The organism is Mesorhizobium sp. P5_C1 (genome assembly GCF_054049815.1).
Window position 1 is genome coordinate 1 of the sequence record NZ_JBFULQ010000582.1, and the last position, 3,282, is coordinate 3,282.

Sequence of the window (3,282 nt, forward strand, 5' to 3'; positions counted from 1 at the left end):
GCGTTTAGTCGTGCGCTTCGCTTGGAATTGGCGAAGGAGGATGTAACATTTGGGCAATTCGTCCATCTTGAACGGCTCTGGGAAGAGGATGGCCTGACGCAGACGGAGCTGTCTCGGCGGGTTGGCGTCGAAACAGCATCTTCCACCACCATCCTGGATGAACTCGAGCGCCTTGGCTTCGTCGAGCGCCGGCGAAATTCGTCGGATCGGCGAAACATCAACGTGTTCTTGACGCCCGCAGGTGCTGGGCTGCGTCCGCGTCTTCTCGATCGAGCTTCGATCGTGAATGTCACGGCCAAGCAAGGCAWGTCAGCACAGGAAATCAAGGTTCTGTTCTCTGCACTGGATCGAATTGCGGATGCTCTGTCGTCGGAATATCCGCAAACCGGACGGTCGAGCGGCAAGGACCGGCTTCAAGCCTGAAAGTGGCGCCCAAACGGCATCGCGACTGCAACGATCCCGCTGCCCTCCGCCGAACGTGCCGCGATCAAAAGTCGACAATAAAAAGCAACAAAACATAGCTATGGATTTATATATGTGTTGTATTAATGTTGACTCTGATCGTGCTCACGCGCTGAACCGGCAGGCAATTTGACAAATGACCGGTCCACCGAAACTGGGCCGGGCGAACAGAAAAACACCGAGGTTTGAAATGGCCGTTGCATACAGAGATCTACGCGACTTCGTTTCGCTCGTTGAGGCAATCGGCGATCTGCGACGTGTCTCCGGCGCAGCGCTCGAGCATGAAATCGGCGCCATCACGGAGGTAGCTGCCGGGCACCCGCGTTGCCCGGCACTGCTGTTCGATGCAATTCCAGGTCAGCCAGCGGGCAATAGGATCTTCACCAATGCGACAGTCAGCGCACGCCGTGCTGCTCTTGCCCTGGGCATCGATCCGAACCTGCCACCGCTGGAAGCCCTGAAGGCCTGGAAGACCATGCGCGGCGGTCTCAAACCTGTTTCACCGAACCAGATCAAGGATGCACCCTATCTCGAAAACTCCGTGACGGGCGATGATGTCGATCTATCGCAATATCCCAGCCCGATTTGGCATCGCAACGACGGCGGGGCCTACATCGGATCCGGTAGTGTCGTTATCACCCGCGATCCTGACACGGGTTGGGTCAACTGTTCGATCTACCGCGTCCAGGTCCACGACAGGAACCGGGTGACGGTCCAATTCGATCACAATGGCCGCCATGGGGCGATGATCTCGAAGAAGTACTGGGATCGCGGTCAGCCCTGTCCGATCGCAATCGTGAATGGCGAAGATCCGGCGATTTTCATCGCCGGCTTCGAATATCTTCCAGAAGGGGCGTCCGAACTCGACTTCGCCGGCGCGATCAAGGGTGCCCCGATCGAGGTATACCCGGGTCCGGTCACGGGCCTGCCGATCCCGGCGCATGCCGAAATCGTCCTGGAAGGGATGCTGCTGCCGTTCAGCGAGACGAGCTTGCCTGAGGGGCCGTTCGGAGAGTTCACCGGCTATTACGCCGCGGAGAAGCGCCCGGCGCCGGTTATGCGGGTCGACGCCACGCATCATCGCACAGACCCGATCCTGCTCGGTTCGCCGCCAATGAAGCCGCCGCGTTTCCATTTCGGGCTGCCATTCCGTGCGGCCAGCATCTGGGGCAACATCGAGGCGGCCGGCGTAGCCGATGTCGTCGGCGCTTGGCAGCACGTGTCGCAATTGATGACCGTCGTCTCACTGAAACAGCGCTACGCGGGGCATGCCAAACGAGCTGGTCTGATTGCTGCGGCCAACAGCTATATGGGGCGCATGATCGTGCTGGTGGACGATGACGTCGATCCGTCAAATCTCGCCGATGTGATGTGGGCGGTGACCACGCGCGCGGAGCCGTCGGAGGATGTCGATATCGTGCGCAATGCCTGGAGTTCGTCACTTGACCCCCGCATCTCCGCCGCAGACCGCGATATCGGTCTGACCTCCAACTCCAAGATGATTATCGACGCCTGCATTCCGTTCCAACACCTTGCCAGCTACCCGCGAACATCCGCACTCAGCATCACAGAGGCCAATGACATCAGAGAGCGATGGAACCACCTCTTCGAAGGAGCTTAAGCGATAGCTCACGCGAAGCCTTCGTTACGCGCTGAGTTGGTAAGACGTGGTCACGGTCCAAACATGCGAAGATACGGAAATTGGCTACGACCGAGAACCACTTGGGCGCTTCTATATGGATCGTTCTTCGCGACCTACTGTTGCTCACAGATCCGCCATCTACAGTTTACGATGGCAAGATGACATTGCAGATCGGGTCCATGAACGCTCAATCCGAACGCAGACGCAAATCGGCTGGGACACGGCGAAACCGTGACAGTGAGGTTGCTGTTCTCAGAGCCGCCGAAGCGCTACACGTTGAGGCGGTACGCGGGGTTTTCGATCTTGGACGGCGACTTTTACAAAACTGCGTAGCTTGGTTGGTGGAACGCCTGACCTCGACGCGCCCGGTGCCGGTCACATCTTACCAACCGTGTAGCCACATCGCCTCGTCAGGCACCCTGTCGCCTTGCGTATGCGGCGCGACGCTCCGATAGGCACCGCCGAAGAACAGCAGCGGCGCCGCCGCCTCGCTATTGCGCATTGCTGCGACGACCCTGCCTAGGATCATTATGTGATCGCCACCATCGTATCGGTTGTAGACCTCGCATTCGAACCAGAGGAGTGCGCCCGAAATTAACCGAGCATCGATCGATCCGGCCGGGAAGGTGCTGACGCCCGTCCACTTGTCACCAAGGCTTCGGGCGAAGCGCGTCGACAGATCCGCCTGTGATTGCGCCAGGACGCTGACAGCAAATTGGTTGACGTTGTTCCAGCCATGCACGGCTTTGGCATTTCGCGCGATGCTGAACGAGATTAGCGGCGGATCGAGCGAGACCGAGTTGAACGAACTGACGGTCGCCCCCAGCCTCTCTCCCGCGTGATTGGCGGTCACAATGACAACCCCGGTCGCAAACGTGCCGAAAGCGTCACGCAATATTCGTGCTGATTCCACACTCAGATGTTCGTGCGCCATCGTGCGATCCCCGCTTTCGGTCATGCAGCGTCAGACCGCGGACAAGGCGGCGTCGACGAGATCGGTTGCGCGTTTCATGTCGTAGCTCCTCAGCATGTTCTGTTTCACGATGAWGGATGCACCGCCGTAGAATTTCTCGTACTGATGATGGCGGTTGCCGAACTCTGATCCGACGAAATCCCAGGCCAGACGCATAAGCTGGATCCGATCGCGCGCGCTGCTCACGCCGGACGCCATGTAGCGG

At 58.9% G+C, this 3,282-nt stretch carries 4 protein-coding genes; 2 read left to right on the forward strand and 2 right to left on the reverse strand.

All coding sequences use genetic code 11. The annotated features are described in order from the left end of the window. Together ACXJ7R_RS28230 and ACXJ7R_RS28235 are read left to right on the forward strand one after the other, a co-directional pair. On the forward strand, positions 1-423 hold a 423-nt coding region (locus tag ACXJ7R_RS28230), incomplete at its 5' end, for a MarR family winged helix-turn-helix transcriptional regulator (protein WP_457154693.1). Positions 424-598: 175 nt separating this feature from the next. Next, positions 599-2,083: a UbiD family decarboxylase gene (locus ACXJ7R_RS28235; RefSeq protein WP_457154694.1), complete on the forward strand. Its 1,485-nt coding sequence runs from the start codon at positions 599-601 to the stop codon at positions 2,081-2,083. Between the two features lie 403 nt (positions 2,084-2,486). On the opposite strand, the gene ACXJ7R_RS28240 is transcribed toward ACXJ7R_RS28235, so the two are convergent. Both ACXJ7R_RS28240 and ACXJ7R_RS28245 read right to left on the reverse strand, forming a co-directional pair. Next, on the reverse strand, positions 2,487-3,038 hold the full coding sequence (locus tag ACXJ7R_RS28240; RefSeq protein ID WP_457154695.1) for a flavin reductase family protein: 552 nt from the start codon (positions 3,036-3,038) through the stop codon (positions 2,487-2,489). A 30-nt stretch (positions 3,039-3,068) separates the two neighbouring features. Next, a partial coding sequence (locus tag ACXJ7R_RS28245) for a 4-hydroxyphenylacetate 3-hydroxylase C-terminal domain-containing protein (protein WP_457154696.1) occupies positions 3,069-3,282 on the reverse strand: 214 nt, incomplete at its 5' end.